We start from the raw sequence: 16830 nt of genomic DNA, 5'->3' as shown, positions 1-16830 counted from the left end.
ACGTCAGCCGAAGTTCTCGATCCCTGCCCGGCGCAGGCGCGTCCATTCGTCCGCAGGATGAACCCCGCGCCGCACGGCGTCGTTCTCGACGAGCTGGCCGAGCAGCATCGACGTGAGATACGCGAGGTCGTCGCATCGCCGCGTGGCGGCACGCGCCTGCATCCAGGCCGTACCGTCGCCGCGGCGAGCGGCCTCCGCCATCGTCAGCGCGTGCACGAACAACTCGTCGAGTTTCGGGTCGTCGTCGACGTCGGGGCCGTCCAGCTCGGGCGCCTCGCGTGTCACGACGCAGCGCTCCGTGCGGCCTCGCGGGCGAGCGCCCGTGCCCGCGATTCCTCGAATCTCGCCGACTGCGAGGTGAGGTCGTCGAGGAAGACCGCGAGCTCGTCGCGGTACTTCTCGCCCTCCGGTCCGAAATCGGTGCGGCCGAAGATGTCCCACTTGCGCAACACGGGCTGCACCACGTCGGCGAGGTGCTGCGGCAGGTCGTAGATGCCGCCCTTCGCGATGAGGACCGCGTTGCGGCGGAAGTTCGCCATCCCCGCACCGGGCATCTGGAAGTTCGTGAGCACCTTGTGGATCGAGGCGATCGCCTGATCCGGTGCGACGTCGAGCGCCGCGGCGGTGATGTTGCGATAGAACATCATGTGCAGGTTCTCGTCGGCCGCGACACGCGCGAGCATCCGGTCGGCGATCGGATCACCGCAGGCCTTGCCGGTGTTGCGGTGCGAGACGCGGGTCGCGAGTTCCTGGAAGGTGACGTACGAGACGGTGTCGAGCATTCCCTGCTCGCCCGGATCGAAGCCCGTCGTCATGTGGTCCATGCGGGCCCGTTCGAGTGCGACGGGATCGACGCCCCGCGTCACGACGAGGTAGTCGCGCATCACCACGGAGTGCTTGTTCTCCTCCGCGGTCCAGCGCCCGACCCACGTGCCCCAGGCGCCGTCGCGCGAGAAGTGCTCGGCGATCTCGCGGTGATAGGACGGCAGGTTGTCCTCGGTGAGCAGGTTCGTGATCATCGCGGCCTTGGCCGTGTCCGAGAGCGCCGACTGCGACGGATCCCAGTCCTCGCCGCCGAGCATCGCGAAGTTGCGGCCGTCGTCCCACGGAACGTAGTCGTGGGGGTGCCATTCCTTCGCCATCGACAGATGACGGTTCACTTCTCCTTCCGCCACCTCCTCGAGTTCGTGGAGGAGTTCGCGGTCGGTCAGCACACGCTGTTGTCGGGTCACTCGTACGCTCCGTCGATTCGATTGTCGGACAGGGTCTTCACGCTTCGTTCGCGGGTGTCGCCGCCCCGGTAGCCGACCCGCATGATGAGCTGCGGGGGGAGCGTCGGTGTGCAGGTCCTCGCCGAGCGCGTGCGAGGTCTCACCGACTCGGAGCGGGTATGTGAGGACGGAGGCGCACAGCCGCGCGTCGACGGCCGTCAGCCACGCACGCTCGACGGCACGTCCGAGATGGACGAGGGCGCGCGTGTCGTCGGGGGCGGCGAAGACGAGCACGGTGTCGTCGGCGATCGCCTCGGAGAGCCGCACCGTGTCGGGAACCGCCTGGGTGATCAGGGCACTGTCGCGGTCGACGATCTCCGCGTCGCCGCCGGGCAGCCAGTGCGAGCGCCACGGGAAGAGTTCCCGCCGGCCCACGACGCTCGCGGTACGGGCGGAGTCGACGAGGCGCGCCGCGACGGGTTCCGCGTCGTCGCGCGTCAGCACCCGCACCTCGACGTCGTCGTCGTGCGCGGCGAGCGCGATGTCGGCGACGAGGGCGTCCGGCACGCGGATGTCGGCGAACGGGTCGCGATGGCTCGATCGCCGCGAGATGGCCGAGTACCGGCGCAGGTCGGTGTTGGAGGGGTGTGTCGACGGGCCCGTCGCGACGACGGCGAGGGGAGCGTCCTCGTCGTGGTCACCGGCGACCGTCGTCACGACGGTGCGGCCCAGCGCCCGGACGGCCACCTCGAGGTTCGTCACCGCGGCGCCGCACGAGATGAGGACGTCCGCGCGCGCCGTCGCAGCGGGCGCCGACCGTTCGTACAGTTCGATGCGGCGATCGGCGAGCCGCAGATCCCACGGTTGCGAGTCGAACACGGACGGTGCACCGGCGAGGGCGGTCGCCACGACGTCGGTGTCGCTGAACGTCCACACGCTCGTCTCCTCGCAGTCGGGTGCACGGCGGTGACACCGTGAGTTCGACAATGCGAGTCTGCGAGGCGAAGTTCCAGGGGGAGAAGGTCCCCTTCTCGGTGATAGAGGTCCCGTGCTCGCCTCCCGTGCCGAGGAGTACCGTTACCAGCAGTTTCTCCGTCAGGACACGGGGAACGGCGTGTCGAAGGGAAGAGACCTATGGCCACCCGGGTGTTTCTGGTGGACGACCACGAGATCGTCAGGCGCGGGCTCGCCGACCTGCTCGGCAGCGTGCCCGAGTTCGAGGTCGTGGGCGAAGCGGCGTCCGTGGGAGAGGCGCTCGTCCGGATTCCTCAGGCCGACGTGGACGTCGCCGTCCTCGACGTGCGGCTGCCCGACGGCAACGGCGTCGAACTGTGCCGCGACCTGCGTGCCGACGACCCCGATCTGCGCTGCCTCATGCTCACGTCGTACAGCGACGACGAGGCGCTGCTCGACGCGATCATGGCAGGGGCGTCGGGCTTCGTGCTCAAGCAGATCCTGGGAACCGATCTCGTGTCGGCGGTGCGCACGATCGGTGGCGGCGGGTCGCTCCTCGACAGCCGCACGACCGCCGCGCTCATGAATCGCATCCGGTCGTCGCGCACGACCGACCCGCTCGCCGAACTGTCCGACCAGGAGCGCGCGGTCTTCGATCTCATCGGTGAGGGGCTGACGAACCGCGAGATCGCGGAGCGACTGTTCCTGGCGGAGAAGACCATCAAGAACTACGTGTCCCGGCTGCTCTCCAAGCTCGGCATGCAGCGCCGCACGCAGGCCGCCGTCCTCGCGGCGGAACTGCGCAACCAGAAGCAGTGAGCTAGAGCGGCACCGTCCACGTGATCACGGTGCCCGTCGGGGTCGACTCGATCACGACGTGACCGCCGCACTGTTCGGCGCGGCGCTCGACGTTGTCGAGACCGCTGCGGCGCGTCGTGTCGCCCATCCCGATGCCGTCGTCGGACACCGTGACGGTGAAGGACTCGGTGTCGGCCGTCGCCGTGATGTCGATACTGGTCGCCTGCGCGTGACGCAGTGCGTTGCTGAGGGATTCGCGCAGCACGGCTTCGGCATGGCCGTGTACGCGTGGGTGCACGAGTGTGTCGATCGCACCCGAGAACCGGACGTTGGGGGCGAACGGCGAGAGTCCCGTGAGGTCGCCGATGACGTCGAGCAGCCGGCGGCGCAGGCTCGTCGCCGACACCTCGCTGCTCGTCTGCAGATCGAAGATGGTCGTGCGGATCTCACGCACGGTGCGATCGAGCTGCTCGATGGCACCCGCGACGACCTCGGCGACCCGCTCGGGCACGTCGTCGACGCTCGTCGTGCTCTGCAGGCTCATTCCGGTCGCGAAGAGCCGCTGGATCACGTTGTCGTGCAGGTCGCGTGCGATGCGGTCGCGATCGGCGAGAACCGACAGGAGTCGCTGGGCGCGTTGCTGTTCGGCGAACTCGAGGGCGACGGCGGCGAGATCCGCTGCGGATTCGAGCCGATCGAGTGTCGCGGCGTCCCACGCACCGCTGTCCCTCGAGGTGACGACGAGTGCACCGGCGACGCCCGCCGTCGTCGTGAGCGGCAGGACGGCGGCGCGCGCGGCGCGGGGCGCGAGTCCTGCGAGCACACTCGGATCCGGCAGGGTCAGCGATGCGCGCGTGCGGGTGACCTCGACGAACGGTGGTGCCGTCCAGGGCGGTAGGCAGGCTTCGTCCGGCGGTGCGTCGTCGTGTGCGGAGGCGACGAGTTCGGTCTCGTCTCCGTGCGGGACGAGGATGAAGACGTCGTCGGCGGCGGCGAGCATCCGGACCTGCCGGACCAGTGCGTCGAGCGTCTCGCGCAACGGGCCCCCGGTGAGCAGCCGGCCCGTGACGGCCGACGTCGAGGTGAGCCAGCGCTCACGATCGCGGGACTCCTCGAACAGTCGCGCGTTCTCGATCGCGAGGCCCGCAGCGTTCGCGAGCACCGCGAGCATCGACTCGTCGACCTCCGTGAACGTCCGGCCACCGTGCTTCTCGGTGAGATAGATGCTGCCGAAGACGTGCTCGCGCATCATGATCGGCATGCCGAGGAACGAGTGCATCGGGGGATGGTTCGGGGGGAACCCGATCGACGCGGGATGGTCGCCGAGATTCTCGAGCCGCAGCGGCTTCGGATGCGGATGCCGGATCAGCAACCCGAGGATGCCGCGCCCCTCGGGCAGGTGCCCCATGATCGAGCGCTGCTCGGGATCGATGCCCTCGTACACGAACTCGGAGAGACCGCCGTCCGGGCTGCGCACCCCGAGCGCACCGTAGCGGCAGTCCAGCAGCGTCGTCGCAGACTGCACGATGCGCTGCAGCGTCGAATCGAGTTCGAGCCCGGAGCCGACGATCAGGACGGATTCGAGCAGGCGGCGAAGCCGATCGCCGTCCTCGGGAAGGGCGTCGAGGCTCGGGCGGACGTTGCGCAGCATGGAACGGTCTCCGGTCGAGGTGGTGTGCCGCAGACGATGCGGCCACACCACGAGCATAGGCGTGCCTGCGGGCGCAGGCCTTCGCCGTAACACTGCCTCACGATGTGGCGATCATCTCCCCGATCGTATCGGGTAATGATCACTACCTACGTAGGAGAACAGAATATGAAGGCACGCACGTTCGTTCGACGCGCGATGGCGGGCACACTGGCGACGATCGCCGCTGCGGCGGTGTTCGCGGGGACCGCGACAGCGGCCCCGGCCACGGTCGACATCGACGAAGCGGTGGCGCAGTTGCGCGTCGCCGCACAGGGGGACACGGACGCGACGGCGGCCATCTCGCGGCTCGCGGACGCACCGCGCACCGACCTCGGCGACGCCTCCGGCACGCTGTCCGACATCGGCAAGGTACTGCCGCCGACGACCGTTCCGGTCCAGCTCTTCCCCGTCCCGGCCTACTCGGACACCGGCCAGGGCGGCCCCGTCCTCGGACAGCTCTACGGCACCGGACTCGCGACGAACACCAACGGCGAGTTCCGGTTCGGGTTCTTCGGTGGACCGGGCATGATCTCCCGCAACCAGGAGGGCGTGGGCCTGAGCGTCGTCTATCTCAACCTCAGCAACGGCACGAGCGGGGATCCTGCCGGTGAACGAGCGCGAGAAGGTCGTCCCGACCGTCATCTCGTCCGCGCCGATCCCGGGCGCAGCGCCCGGCGACACGCTCGTCGCCGCGATCTACGGCAACCTCCGCCACGACCTTCCCGGCGAGGAGACCGTCGTCAGCACGATCTGGTGGCCGTCGCTGGGCATCGTCCGCTCCTGACGGGTCTGCCGGTCACACTGCCGCTGCCGGTCCCACCGCGCGGCAGGTCACATGGCCACGGTGAGCAGGAACGCCGTGTCCTCGAGGGCCTGCACGCTGTGCCGCGTGGCCGGCAGCACGATCAGATCACCCGGCGAGCCCTTCCAGACGTCGTCGCCGGCGACGAGCTCGAGAGTCCCGTCGAGGACGATGAGAGTCGCCTCGCCGGGGCTGTCGTGCTCCGACAGCTGCTCGCCCGCCGACAGCGCGATGACCGTCTGACGCAGACTCCGGCGATGGCCGCCGAAGACCGTGGACGCGCTGCGTCCGCTCGTCGACGAGCGAGCCAGTTTCGACTGCTGGCGGGCGAGCGCGGTCAGCGACAACTTGTCCATGGTCCGTGAGTATGGACGAAACGGGCACGCGGCCCGGCGGGATTCGCCGAACTCGGTCGGGTTCCGTACGTAGCTCAGTCCCGTGTGTAGCGGACCCAGCGGTAGGGCGTGCCGTTCTTCTCGGAGTGCTGCCAGCCACTGTCGGTACCGACGGAGAACGAGTCGTCGATCGCCGGAGCGTGGCAGTCGCCGTCGACGTCGAGGTCGATGTGCGTCACGACGAGCTCGGTCGCGAAGGGCATCGCCGCGGAGTAGATGCGGCCACCGCCGACGATGCACGCGTCGTCACCGCACAGGGCGAGCGCCTCCTCGATCGAGGCGACCGTCTCGGCACCCTCGATCGACTCCGGATGCGACGTGACGACGATGTTGCGCCGTCCCGGCAGGGGGCGGACCTTCGGCGGCAGCGACTCCCACGTACGCCTGCCCATGACGACGGTGCGGCCCGTCGTCGAGCGCTTGAAGTGCGCCATGTCCTCGGGCACGTGCCAGGGGATCGCGTTGTCGTCGCCGATGACGCCGCCGTTCGCCTGCGCCCAGACCAGCGAGACCGTACCGGGCACGCTCACACGGCCACCGGAGCCTTGATCGCAGGGTGATGCCGGTAATCCGTCACCGCGACGTCCTCGTACGTGTAGTCGGAGATCGAGTCGGCCCGGCGCAGCTCGAGGGTCGGGTACGGATAGGGCTCGCGGGTGAGCTGCTCGCGCACCTGCTCGACGTGGTTGTCGTAGATGTGGCAGTCGCCGCCGGTCCACACGAAATCGCCGACCTCGAGGCCCGCCTGCTGCGCGACCATGTGCGTGAGCAGCGCGTACGACGCGATGTTGAACGGCACGCCGAGAAACAGGTCGGCGCTGCGCTGATACAGCTGGCACGAGAGCCTGCCGTCCGCGACGTGGAACTGGAAGAAGGCGTGGCACGGCGCGAGCGCCATGTCCGGGATCTCGGCGACGTTCCACGCCGACACGATCATGCGGCGCGAGTCGGGATCCGTCCGCAGCGTCTCGATGACCTGCGCGATCTGGTCGATGTGCTCGCCGGACGGCGTCGGCCAGCTGCGCCACTGCACGCCGTAGATCGGGCCCAGCTCGCCGTTCGGGCCGGCCCACTCGTCCCAGATCGTGACGCCGTGCTCCTGCAGCCACGTCGCGTTCGACTCGCCGCGCAGGAACCACAGTAGTTCGTACACGATCGACTTGAGATGGACCTTCTTCGTCGTGACGAGCGGGAAGCCCTGGGTGAGGTCGAAACGCATCTGGTGACCGAACACGCTGCGAGTGCCCGTGCCGGTGCGGTCGGCTTTCGGCGTGCCGGTCTCGAGCACCAGCTTCAGCAGGTCCTCGTACGGCGTGGGGACGGGGCGAGCGTCGGCAGTCACGCCACGGATTCTAGACGCCGCCCACTCGCATGCCGATCAGCTCGCGATCGCTGTCACGTGGACCGACTGCGCACAGGCCGATCGGGGCGCCGGTGGCCGCTCGACGTCGAACCGATCCCGCTACGGACGGAGCCGGGACGCGTAGCCTGGCGGCATGCCCGAACTGCCCGAGGTCGAGGCGCTCGCGGAGTTTCTGCGTGGCCATGCGCTGGGGGCGGTGATCGGGCGTGTCGACGTCGCCGCGATGAGCGTGCTCAAGACGTTCGACCCTCCCGTCACCGCGTTGCAGGGACGCGACGTCACCGGCGTCGAGCGATACGGCAAGTACCTCGCGATCGACGCGGGTGGGCTGTGGCTCGTCGTCCACCTCGCGAAGGCCGGCTGGCTGCGGTGGAGCGACACCCCGTCGCAGACGCCGCCGCGCCCCGGGAAGGGACCGCTCGCGATCCGCGTCCACCTCTTCACGACGGACGCCGAGACTCCCGCCTTCGACCTCACCGAGGCCGGAACGAAGAAGCGCCTCGCGGTGTGGGTCGTCGACGACCCCGCGAGCGTTCCCGGCATCGCCCGCCTCGGACCCGACGCGCTCACCGTCACCGAGCCCGAGTTCGCGCGGATCGTGCGGTCGGTGTCGTCGCGGATCAAGACCGCGCTCACCGATCAGTCGCTCGTCGCGGGGATCGGCAACGCGTACTCCGACGAGATCCTGCACACCGCGCGCATCTCGCCGTTCGCGACCGCGAAGAACCTCACCGACGAGCAGGTGGCCGCCCTCTACGACGCGATGCGCTCGGAACTCGTCGACGCCGTCGAACGGTCCGTCGGCCAGGACGCCGCGCGCCTCAAGGGCGAGAAGCGTTCGGGCATGGAGGTCCACGGCCGCGCGGGGCAGACGTGCCCCGTCTGCGGCGACACCGTCCGCGAGGTCGCGTACGCCGAGCGCTCGTTCCAGTACTGCCCGACATGTCAGACCGGAGGAAAGATCCTCGCGGACCGGAGGATGTCGCGACTGCTCAAGTGATCGCGGCACGAGCGAACGGAGGGGCGAATGACGTCCGCAGCACAGGGAAACGCAGCAGACGGACACGCGGCGGAGACCTTCCGCGGGAAGACCGCCGTCATCACGGGCGCCGCCAACGGCATCGGTGAAGGCTTCGCGCGGCACGCGGGCTCGCTGGGCATGAACGTCGTGCTCGCCGATCTCGACGGGGACCGCGCGAGCGCCGTCGCCGACGACATCGCGCGCGCATCGGGGGTCCGGACTCTCGCGATCGCGACCGACGTCGCCGACGAATCCTCGGTCGAAGCGCTGGCCGAACGCGCGTGGGCCGAGTTCGGCGGCGTCGACATGCTTCTCAACAACGCCGGCCTCATGGCGATGGGCTACTCGTGGGAGATTCCGGCCGTGAAGTGGGATGCGATGCTGCGCGTCAACGTCGCCGGTCAGGCGAATGCGATCCGTGCTTTCGTTCCGCGCATGCTCGACCGGGGGACGCAAGCGTGGGTCGTCGGAGTGTCGTCCGTCGGCGGCATGTTGCCGAGCCCGCTCATGTCTCCCTACAGCGCAACGAAGTTCGCCGTCCTGGCACTCACGGAGTCGCTGCGCTACGAGATGGACATGAAGGGTGCGCCGATCCAGGTGTCCGTCGTGACGCCCGGCTCCGTCAAGAGCGAGATCTTCCGCGTCGCTGCCCGCGACGAGGGATCCTCGCCGGAGGTCGCGGCGTTCAACCAGTCGCTCCAGAGGCAGGCCGACTAACAGGGACTCACCGCCGTCGAGCACGCTCGGCGTGTGTTCGACATGGTCGCAGACGGCCGGTACTGGGTGATCCCGCAGCCGGAGCAGCTCGATCCCGCGTTGCAGCCGCGCACCGACATGATCCTGTCGCGCACGAATCCGCAACTCGGCTTCGAGATCTGAGACGTTCGGGTGGCGCGCGCTACGGTCGAGGGAAAACCGGAACGGAAGGCGCGCGATGATCGAACTGAAGAGCTCCGGCGAGATTGCGAAGATGCACGTGACAGGGCGGTTCGTGGCGTCGGTCCTGACCGAACTCGGCGAGATGGCCAAGGTCGGGGTCAACGTCCTCGATCTCGAGGAGCGAGCGCGCGAGATGATTCGCGACCGCGGTGCGCAGTCGTGCTACTGGGACTATGCGCCGTCGTTCGGTGAGGGCCCCTTCCGCAACGTGATCTGCCTGTCGGTGAACGACGCCGTCCTGCACGGTCTCCCGCACGATCACGTCCTGACGGACGGCGACGTCGTCACCATGGACTTCGCGGTGTCGATCGACGGGTGGGTCGCCGACAGCGCCCGCACCGTCATCGTCGGGACGCCGCGGGCCGAGGACGAGCGCCTGGTGCGTTCGACGGAGGAAGCGCTCGCCGCGGGGATCGCCGCGGCGCGGCCGGGGAACCGGCTCGGCGACGTGTCCGCTGCGATCGGTGACGTCGCGCGCGCGTACGGCTATCCCGTCAACACGCAGTTCGGCGGGCACGGGCTGGGCCGGACGATGCACGAGGACCCGCACATCCCCAACGACGGCCGGGCGGGCCGCGGCATCGTGCTGCGGCGAGGCCTCACCATCGCGATCGAGCCGTGGTGGGCTGCGACGACGGCCGACATCGTCTACGACCAAGACGGCTGGACGATCCGTTCCGGCGACGGTTCGATGACGGCGCACTCCGAACACACCATCGCCGTCACCGACGGTGAGCCGCTGGTGCTCACCGACCGGGAGGCGTGACTCGCTGCATCGCGTGACGGGGCGCGGCCTCACGCTCCTGCTGCCCAGAAGGTGGGTGAGTCGGGTTCGGTGTCGTAGACCTGCCCGTCGGGCATCGTCCAGCGCAGCAGCCCGTCGCCGAGTTGCTGTACGGCCATGCGGCCCTGGGTTTTCCAGCGGTGGTGGCGTCTGCAGAGGCAGGCGAGGTTCGCTTCCTCGGTCCTGCCTCCCTGGCCGGGGTTGGCGTGGTCGAACGGGATCGTGTGGTCGATGTCGCACGACGGCGCCGGGACCGGGCAGTGCGGGAAGCGGCACACCCCGTCACGTGCGCGGATCCGGTCGGCCAGGGCACGCGGGATGCGGTACCGCAGGGCCGCGATGTCCGGTGCCGGCTCGACTGGATCGACTGCACTGACGTGGATGCGCTGCGTCGCGGAGTACGCGATCGCCTCACGCACGGTCTCGGGATCGAGCGGACCCACACCGGGCAGGAATCCAGCAGTCATGCCCCCAGCACTCACCGAGCCGTCGCTCACGACGATCTGCACCAACGGGCCACGCTTGCCCGCAGCCGGGACAGCGGCCGCGCAGTCGTCACGCCCGCACCCGCACGTGAGCCGCCCACTCCCGTCCGCCAGAGCGACGAGTGCATCCGCGTGCCGCTGGCTCATGGATCTTTCGTCGCCGGCACACACGTCGCCGATGGCCATTTCCTTGAGCCGGTTCCAGATCGTCGCGGCATCCAGTGACGGCAGCTCGCCCGAGAGGAACGCCATCCCGTCGTCGCACTGCTTGACCGAGATGTACCGCTCCTCCTTCGCCCGCGCCGAACGTTCCGCGAATCCGTCACGGTCGTACCGCGCCACCAAACGACGGAGCCGCCCGCTCAAGCGTGCAGGCGGTAGCCGGTCGATCGGCCCGCGAGCGAACAACGCGGCTTCCACGATCCGGGCCTTCTCGTCGGAGAGGTTCTGCAGCAGGTTGTGGATCGTGCGGACCTGCGCCAGATCCAGCTCACCCGACGCAAAAGCCTCGTCGGTCAACGGCAACCGGGTATCGAGGTCCTCGCACAGCGTGATCGCGAACCACACCCGGCCCTCGCTCATCCCCAGTGCGAGCGACACCTCGTTCGCCGCCGACTCCCCCGGCATCGACACGCTTGCCGATTGCTCCGCCGCCACGCGTGCTGCATGAAACGCCCCGATCGCACGGATCTGCCGATACTCCGCCCGCGCCAACGCACGTTTGGACTCGACCAGTCCCGCTACGTCTACCAGCTCGTTTCCCGAGCCGCCCCCACCCGAATCGAACATACGAGCGACCCTACCCGAAGGGTCCGACACGTTTCTCGGAGAACGTCGACGCGCGTCGGTACGGTGATGCGATGACGCGGCGCGCGGTGTTCGACCCCACCGACCGAGTGGCGTTCGCGCAGCGCAACGAGAGATTCGACTGGAACCTGTTGCAGAACGGTGTCGTTTTCCGTTACGAGCGCCGGTTCCACCTCGTCCGGGCGGGGGAGCGGCTCGCGGATCTCGGGTACGTGGTGCACTCGCTGGACGCTGAGGCCTGGGCGTCCTCGGGCGACGTGCACGATGCGCTCGCCGCAGCGCTGTCGTCCCCGGAGTGGTACGGCCGCACTCTCGATGCGCTGAACGACCTTCTGCGGGACGTCGCCGCATTCGACCGAGGCAGTGACGCGAGTTCGACGGGAACCGTCCTCAGCATCGCGGGATTCGATTCGGTCGTCGGATTCGATCGCCGGCTCGCAGTGGGCCTTCTCGATGTATGGGCTGCGCAGTCGAGGCTTGCGGCGCTCTTCGGGCATCCGATGCTCTGTCTCGTGCAGACCGAGCACGACGATCTGGGGCCCGTCGGCGGACATTCGGTATCGAGGGGACCCGAGTGGGACGTCGAGCCGGATCCGCCTGCACCGTTCGACGAGGACGACATCGTGGAGTGCGCGTTCAGGTTGTTCGTGCCGGAGTCCGAGGCGCAGGCGTTCCGGGCCGCGCTCGGCCCGGTGCTCGGCCAGGTCTTCGGCTCCGGCGCGCGTTGGCAGATCCTCGATCCCGAACGCGCGTCGCAGCACCCGACCGAGTTCGTGCCGAAGTCTCGCCCCACTCTGCCGGCGCCGGATGCGAGCCTGTGGATCATCACGGTGGGCGTTCGCGGTAGCGGCGATCGGACCGAACTCACGGACCGGCTGGCCGTGGCGGCAGGAGGTCTGGCGGGCGTACGGTTCGACGTGCTCACCGAGTGTCTTCATCCGGGAGCGGCGCGCAGTGCCGGCCCGGTGACGGAACGCTTCGGCGAGCTGCTCGGCTGACCCCGAGACGCGAACCACCCGAGAACGCCGCCACGCGCGCTGGTCGACGGGCACACTGCGCCATAGCGCGGCGCGTGTGTGGGCAGCAGAGAAGAGGTGCAGGTGGACGTCACGATCATCGGTACGGTCGCGATCATCGGTACGGTCGCGATCATCGTCATCGTCGCGGTGACGTCGCTCGCGCCGCGGGTAGGGGTCTCGGCACCGCTGCTGCTGGTGCTGGCGGGAGTTGCGATCGGGTTTCTCCCGATGGTTCCCGAGGTGGCGATCGACCCCGAATGGATCCTCGGCGGCCTGCTGCCACCTCTGCTCTATTCGTCCGCGGTCAACATGCCGGCGATGGACTTCCGCCGCGACTTCCGGACGATCTCGGCGTTCTCGGTGATCCTCGTCGTCGTCTCCGCTCTCGTCGTGGGTTACTCGATTCATCTGCTCGTCCCCGACGTCGGACTCGCGACGGGGATCGCGCTCGGTGCGATCGTGAGTCCCACCGACGGAGTCGCCACCGCGATCGTGCGACGGTCGGGGGTGTCGCCGCGTGTCGTGACGGTGCTCGAAGGTGAGAGCCTCCTCAACGACGCATCGGCGCTGGTGCTGCTGCGGTCGGCTATCGCGGCGACGGCAGGGGCCGTCTCACTCTGGGGTGTCGCCGGCGACTTCGTCTACGCCGTGATCGTCGCTGCGCTGATCGGTGTCGTCGTCGGAAAGATCAACCTCGCGATCCGCCGCCGGCTGCACCAGGTGACGGGCAGCGTCGCGGTGTCGTTCGTCGTCCCGTTCGCGGCGTTCCTGCCTGCCGAGCATCTCGGTGCGTCGGGGCTCGTCGCGGCTGTGGCCGCCGGACTCGTCACCGGTCACGACGCGCCCCGCCTTCTCGGTGCCGAAGACAGACTCAACGAGCAGGTCGTGTGGCGGACGGTCGAGATGCTCCTCGAGAGTGCCGTCTTCCTCATCATGGGGGTCGAGCTGTACGGCCTCGTCGAGGAGGTTCGGGACGAGCACGGAAGCCTCTGGCTGGCACTCGGACTGGGGATGCTCACGGCGCTTCTCGTCATCCTGGTGCGTGCCGTGTTCGTCGCAGTCTCGCTGTGGCTCCTCGCCCGCCGCGCGCGCCGCGGGCCCGTCGTGCGCGAGAAGCTCGAGGAGTTGCGCGACGGCATCGACCGCGGCGCGTTCCGCACACCGGAGCACATCGACGACGAGCGTGTGCACCATCGCTATGCGGAGCGGCTCCGAAGGGCGAGATATCGTGCTAGTAAGCGAATCTCGGACATCGACTACCTGACCGACCAGGCCTTCGGGCCACGCGAGGGAGTCGTTCTGTTGTGGGCGGGAATGCGTGGTGCCGTGACGCTCGCGGCCGCCCAGTCGCTTCCGGCGGACACACCACAACGGTCGGTGCTGATTCTCGTCGCGTTCGTCGTGGCAGGCGGGACGCTCATGGTGCAGGGCGGCACGCTCGGCTGGCTCGTCCGGCGGCTCGGGCTCGACGGGGCGCGTGCGGCGTCCGCAGACGAAGCGGAGGAGTTGCGCGCGCACCTCGCGGAAGTGGCAAGGACCCGCCTCGCGGACCCCTCGCTGCGTCGTCCCGACGGACACGAGTATTCGCGGGAGAGCATCGACCACGCACTGATCCGGCTTCGAGCGAACCGTGACGACGTCCCGGAGTCGGGAAGTGCCGCCGAGATCACCGAGCAACGACAATTGTTCGCCGAGATCATCCGGATGGAGCGCGACGAGTTGCTGCGGCTCCGCGATCTCGGCTCCTTCAGTTCGCAGTCGCTCGCCCGGTCGTTGCGGGTGCTCGACTCGATCCAGATCGGGATCCAGCTGCGGCAGGCGGAGGAGTGAGTCAGCGCAGGTGTTCGTAGCCGAGCCACGCCAGGCGTTTCGCCTCGTCGAGCCCGATCTCGACGCGCGGCTGCCGGTCGATGACATAGGTCGCCGGATCGGCGAGTTCGTAACGCGGCCAGCTGTTCTCGGGCTCTCCGTCACGGGCGAACGCGAGCCAGTGGCCCTGGACGACCTCCGTCACACGAGTGAGTGCGTCTCGCGCCCCGCCGGCGGTGAACACGCGGGTCCACCACGGGTGATGACCGAAGACCGCGTACAACTCGAGGGTGTGCGTCGCCGACAGCCCAGCGGCGTGCAGGAGCGCGGGCGCGTAGTCGTAGCGGTAGACGTAGGTGGGGGAGTGCGCGGCATGTCCTCGTGCGCACCGGATGGCCGGTTCCCAGAACGTGACGTCACCGCCGAGATCCGCTGCGGCGTGCCGGTGCGGATATCCCGGATACGCGCCGACGACCCGATCGAACAGGTCCGCGTCGAACCGCGAGAACAGGTGGGTGATGCGCTCGGGGCTCGTCGGAAGGATATCGAGAAACCGTGGGAACACCCGCCCCTCATGGGAATTGGTGCCTACGAGGAACGGAACCGGGTGGCTGCGGCCCGCCTCGAAGGCTTCGAGCGCGGGAGACGGAAGCAGATCGCCGTCGACGGTCGGCGCGTACGGGCGAACTCCCGGCTCGGCGGTGAGCGACCGGGCGGTCAGCTCGGAACCAGCCGCGACGAGTTCCTCCGGTGGCGCGGCCGCGAGCCAGGTCGCCGGATCGTCGGTCGCGCCGATCTCGACGAATTCCCGAGCCCAGCGCGCGGCGCGCTCGGGCAGATAGGTCGACGCCGCGGGCGGGCTCTGCGCGATCGCGCGCGTGAACAGCCCTCGCGCGCGGGGAACCGTCATGAGTGTCGTGACGGCGTTCGCGCCCGCACTCTCGCCGAACAGCGTCACGTTCGCCGGGTCGCCGCCGAAGGCTGCGATGTTGCGCTGCACCCATTCGAGCGCCGCGATCTGATCGCGCAGACCGAGATTCGACTCGAATGTGCGGTCGGGCGTCGAGAACTGCGAGAAGTCGAGGTAGCCGAGCGCGCCCAGCCGGTACCCGACGGACACGTACACGACGTCGCCGCGCTTCACCAGACCCGTGCCGTGGTACATCGCGTTCGACGACGCGCCTGATTCGTATGCGCCGCCGTGGATGTAGACCATGACGGGGCGCAGTTCGCCGGACGGCGCGACCGGGGCGACGACGTCGAGGTGCAGGCAGTCCTCGCTGCCGCCTCCGCGAGGCTGCGCGGGCCGGGCCGCGAAGCGATGTGCGGGCCGTACGCCCTGCCACGGCGTGACGGGGTGCGGTGCGCGGAAACGGAGTTCGCCGGCTGGAGGTGCCGCGTACGGGACGCCGCGCCACGTCCGTAGCCCGCCGATCCTGCGGCCCGAGACGACGCCGCCGTCGACGGCGATCTGCAGCGAACTCACAGACTCTGCCCTCGGTATCCGTCGTAGCCCTCCCACGCGATGCGCTTCTCGCGCTCGGGATCGTCGACGACGCGCGAGATCTCGTCGAAGACCATCGTCGCGCGGCGCGACTCGTCGTACTGCGGCCACGACGCGAGCGGGGCGCCCGACGTCGCGAAGGTCGTCCACTGCCGCTGCATCACGTCAGCATCTTCTTGCCGATCGGATCCCCGCTGCCTGAGCCGCACACGACAGGAGCGCTGCTCGGGCGGCTGAAGCTTGTCCTGGCGGACGACGAAACACAGCGAGCCGCTATCCGAGTGTGGCCGGCAGCCAACGAGCCGGCCCCTGCCCTTGTCCGCAGCCTGCACCGCCGCGGGTTCGGTGACCTGCTCGCTGACTACCGCGACTGAGGAGGCCGCAGGTTGTCCGCCCTAGTGTCGCCATCTCGTGTCATCCGGCCCAGTGTCATCCGTTTCGTGGATCGTGCAAATCGGAGATTCTGCCTACTGCCCGTACGGTCCGGCTTCCTGAATCTCGGCGAGTAGTCCTGAGACTGCATCCCGCATGGCTTGAGGTTTCCGGAGGTAGTCCCAAGCCTTGTCGCATGTGCGACGACCTCGTCATCGGCGAGCGTGTCGATCCACTGGGCGATGGTGTCGGGTGGCAAGCCGCGCGCCGCGGTGAGTATCTCGAGCAGACCCCCTCGGGCTACGGCCGCTCCAAATCGAGTGCGGTTGCGCGGCCGCGGGGATGGTTCCGACTCGCGGAAGCTCGGCGCGTATGTCCTCGTACCTGTGGTGATATCCAACTGGGGCGGCAGTTCGGGGACATCTCTTGTCCCCGTGATCAGGATGGGTGTGGCTGTCGTGCGGATCCACTGTTCGAGGTAACCGAGTTCGTGCATGATGATCGGCCAAGACTCGGTGTGCGGCCTTTGGATCGAGACCATAGGCCAGATGTCCAGCGGGATACGCAGGTCCCAGGGTCCGGATGCGATTACATCGCCGGGACTGATCGGTAGGCCGCCAGTCACGCGATCGGCCATCGACCTCAGTGGGATCGCGACCTCTAGATCGGGATGTTCGACGGTCGGTACAACAGCGCCAGCCTGGTCATTGCGACGGCTGGGGCGCGGTGTGTAGCCACGTTCGTATGTTCAGCGAGCACACGGGCTGGGTGTTCGTCCGGATCTCGGCGTTGGAACGGCTGCAGTCGACGAATCTGAGACACGAGTTCCGATTCACTCCCGAGGGGCTTCAACTCACGCCGGCGACGGTGCCTTACT

Annotated in this window: 17 protein-coding genes; 8 read left to right on the top strand and 9 right to left on the bottom strand. The window is 68.7% G+C overall.

Annotated elements, in window-relative coordinates; all coding sequences use genetic code 11:
• Positions 1–3: 3 nt before the first annotated feature.
• Both RR1_RS19870 and RR1_RS19865 read right to left on the bottom strand, forming a co-directional pair.
• Positions 4–285, bottom strand: a complete 282-nt coding sequence (locus RR1_RS19870) for a hypothetical protein (protein WP_010836926.1) — start codon at positions 283–285, stop codon at positions 4–6.
• Positions 282–1232: an acyl-ACP desaturase gene (locus tag RR1_RS19865; protein ID WP_040772297.1), complete on the bottom strand. Its 951-nt coding sequence runs from the start codon at positions 1230–1232 to the stop codon at positions 282–284. The genes RR1_RS19870 and RR1_RS19865 overlap by 4 nt, the downstream gene beginning before the upstream one ends.
• 1113 nt (positions 1233–2345) lie before the next feature.
• Here RR1_RS19865 and RR1_RS19860 point away from each other — a divergent pair.
• A complete protein-coding gene (locus tag RR1_RS19860) occupies positions 2346–2984 on the top strand; it encodes a response regulator (protein ID WP_010836928.1) in 639 nt (212 codons plus the stop codon).
• 1 nt (position 2985) lies between these two features.
• Here RR1_RS19860 and RR1_RS19855 read toward each other — a convergent pair whose 3' ends face one another.
• Positions 2986–4614 carry a sensor histidine kinase gene (locus RR1_RS19855; RefSeq protein WP_143153947.1) on the bottom strand — a complete coding sequence of 543 codons (1629 nt, stop codon included), beginning with the start codon at positions 4612–4614 and terminating at the stop codon, positions 2986–2988.
• A 646-nt stretch (positions 4615–5260) separates the two neighbouring features.
• Here RR1_RS19855 and RR1_RS22990 point away from each other — a divergent pair.
• Entirely contained in the window at positions 5261–5437 is a 177-nt protein-coding gene (locus RR1_RS22990) for a hypothetical protein (RefSeq protein ID WP_238558931.1), read from the top strand.
• A 47-nt stretch (positions 5438–5484) separates the two neighbouring features.
• Here RR1_RS22990 and RR1_RS19845 read toward each other — a convergent pair whose 3' ends face one another.
• From RR1_RS19845 to RR1_RS19835, 3 genes are all read right to left on the bottom strand, one after another.
• Positions 5485–5811, bottom strand: coding sequence for a cupin domain-containing protein (locus RR1_RS19845; protein WP_040772290.1), 327 nt, complete (start codon positions 5809–5811; stop codon positions 5485–5487).
• A 74-nt stretch (positions 5812–5885) separates the two neighbouring features.
• The gene (locus RR1_RS19840; protein ID WP_010836931.1) at positions 5886–6374 is read right to left on the bottom strand and encodes a dihydrofolate reductase; all 489 of its coding nucleotides are present in this window, start codon (positions 6372–6374) and stop codon (positions 5886–5888) included.
• 2 nt (positions 6375–6376) lie between these two features.
• Entirely contained in the window at positions 6377–7192 is an 816-nt protein-coding gene (locus RR1_RS19835) for a thymidylate synthase (RefSeq protein ID WP_010836932.1), read from the bottom strand.
• A 154-nt stretch (positions 7193–7346) separates the two neighbouring features.
• Here RR1_RS19835 and RR1_RS19830 point away from each other — a divergent pair, with 154 nt between their 5' ends.
• Genes RR1_RS19830 through map form a run of 4 tightly spaced genes read left to right on the top strand, consistent with a single transcriptional unit; the run spans position 7347 to position 9939 of the window.
• Positions 7347–8213 carry an Fpg/Nei family DNA glycosylase gene (locus RR1_RS19830; RefSeq protein WP_010836933.1) on the top strand — a complete coding sequence of 289 codons (867 nt, stop codon included), beginning with the start codon at positions 7347–7349 and terminating at the stop codon, positions 8211–8213.
• A 27-nt stretch (positions 8214–8240) separates the two neighbouring features.
• On the top strand, positions 8241–8951 hold the full coding sequence (locus tag RR1_RS19825; RefSeq protein WP_010836934.1) for an SDR family NAD(P)-dependent oxidoreductase: 711 nt from the start codon (positions 8241–8243) through the stop codon (positions 8949–8951).
• A 33-nt stretch (positions 8952–8984) separates the two neighbouring features.
• Positions 8985–9113: a hypothetical protein gene (locus tag RR1_RS22985; protein ID WP_010836935.1), complete on the top strand. Its 129-nt coding sequence runs from the start codon at positions 8985–8987 to the stop codon at positions 9111–9113.
• Positions 9114–9168: 55 nt separating this feature from the next.
• The gene (gene map / locus RR1_RS19820; RefSeq protein ID WP_010836936.1) at positions 9169–9939 is read left to right on the top strand and encodes a type I methionyl aminopeptidase; all 771 of its coding nucleotides are present in this window, start codon (positions 9169–9171) and stop codon (positions 9937–9939) included.
• Positions 9940–9968: 29 nt separating this feature from the next.
• Here the strand turns inward: map and RR1_RS19815 are convergent, their stop codons facing one another.
• Positions 9969–11231, bottom strand: a complete 1263-nt coding sequence (locus RR1_RS19815) for an HNH endonuclease signature motif containing protein (RefSeq protein ID WP_010836937.1) — start codon at positions 11229–11231, stop codon at positions 9969–9971.
• A 71-nt stretch (positions 11232–11302) separates the two neighbouring features.
• On the opposite strand from RR1_RS19815, the gene RR1_RS19810 reads away from it, so the two are divergent.
• Complete coding sequence (locus RR1_RS19810; protein WP_010836938.1) at positions 11303–12247, top strand: barstar family protein; 945 nt, start codon at positions 11303–11305, stop codon at positions 12245–12247.
• A 78-nt stretch (positions 12248–12325) separates the two neighbouring features.
• Entirely contained in the window at positions 12326–14098 is a 1773-nt protein-coding gene (locus RR1_RS19805) for a cation:proton antiporter (protein WP_010836939.1), read from the top strand.
• Position 14099: 1 nt separating this feature from the next.
• Here the strand turns inward: RR1_RS19805 and RR1_RS19800 are convergent, their stop codons facing one another.
• Together RR1_RS19800 and RR1_RS19795 are read right to left on the bottom strand one after the other, a co-directional pair.
• Positions 14100–15563: a carboxylesterase/lipase family protein gene (locus tag RR1_RS19800; protein ID WP_010836940.1), complete on the bottom strand. Its 1464-nt coding sequence runs from the start codon at positions 15561–15563 to the stop codon at positions 14100–14102.
• Positions 15560–15745 carry a hypothetical protein gene (locus RR1_RS19795; RefSeq protein ID WP_040772292.1) on the bottom strand — a complete coding sequence of 62 codons (186 nt, stop codon included), beginning with the start codon at positions 15743–15745 and terminating at the stop codon, positions 15560–15562. The genes RR1_RS19800 and RR1_RS19795 overlap by 4 nt, the downstream gene beginning before the upstream one ends.
• Positions 15746–16830: the final 1085 nt, after the last annotated feature.

The organism is Rhodococcus rhodnii NBRC 100604 (assembly GCF_001894925.1).
GTDB lineage: Bacteria > Actinomycetota > Actinomycetes > Mycobacteriales > Mycobacteriaceae > Rhodococcus_F > Rhodococcus_F rhodnii.
Note: the sequence above shows the minus strand (reverse complement) of the source record. Positions and strands in the feature narration are given on the sequence as shown.